Annotated in this window: 1 protein-coding gene; it reads left to right on the top strand. The window is 73.0% G+C overall.

Features of this window, described 5'->3' with window-relative positions:
- Window positions 1-160: 160 nt before the first annotated feature.
- Window positions 161-588 (top strand): ABC transporter substrate-binding protein (locus AC1DWF_RS36720; RefSeq protein ID WP_476843352.1); only part of this gene is annotated, 428 nt, incomplete at its 3' end.

The raw sequence follows: 588 nt of genomic DNA, 5'->3' as shown, positions 1-588 counted from the left end.
CCGCTGGCCCATGGCGAGGCCTGGGCGCGTCTGCTGCCGGACGCGAAGCTCTCCATCCACGACGGCGCCGGCCACCTGGTGCTGGAGGAGGAGCCCGCTGCCTCCGCCGAGATCGGCGCCTTCCTCGCCGGCTGAACCCTTCGACAGGACAGGTCCGCCCATGCAGCGCCGCCACCTCCTCGCCGCTTCCACCGCCGCGATCGCCGCGCCCCGGCTCGGCCACGCGCAACGGGCGAGGCCGCTGCGCTTCGTGCCCTTCGCCGACCTTGCGGTGCTGGATCCCCTCGCCACGACCTCGCTGGTCACGCGCGGCCACGCCTATATGGCCTACGACACGCTCTACGGCCTCGACGCGCAGCTCAGGCCGCAGCCGCAGATGGTCGAGGGCGCGACCACCGGGGATGACGGCAAGCTCTGGCGCCTGACGCTGCGCGAGGGSCTSCGCTTCCATGACGGCGAGCCGGTGCGKGCGCGGGATTGCGTGGCCTCGCTGGCCCGCTGGGGCCGTATCGACGCCTATGGCCAGGCGCTTTACGCGACGGTCGACGAGGTGTCGGCGCCGGACGATCGCACCATCCAGTTCCGCCT

This window comes from Aminobacter sp. P4_D5 (assembly GCF_056401815.1).
Note: the sequence above shows the minus strand (reverse complement) of the source record. Positions and strands in the feature narration are given on the sequence as shown.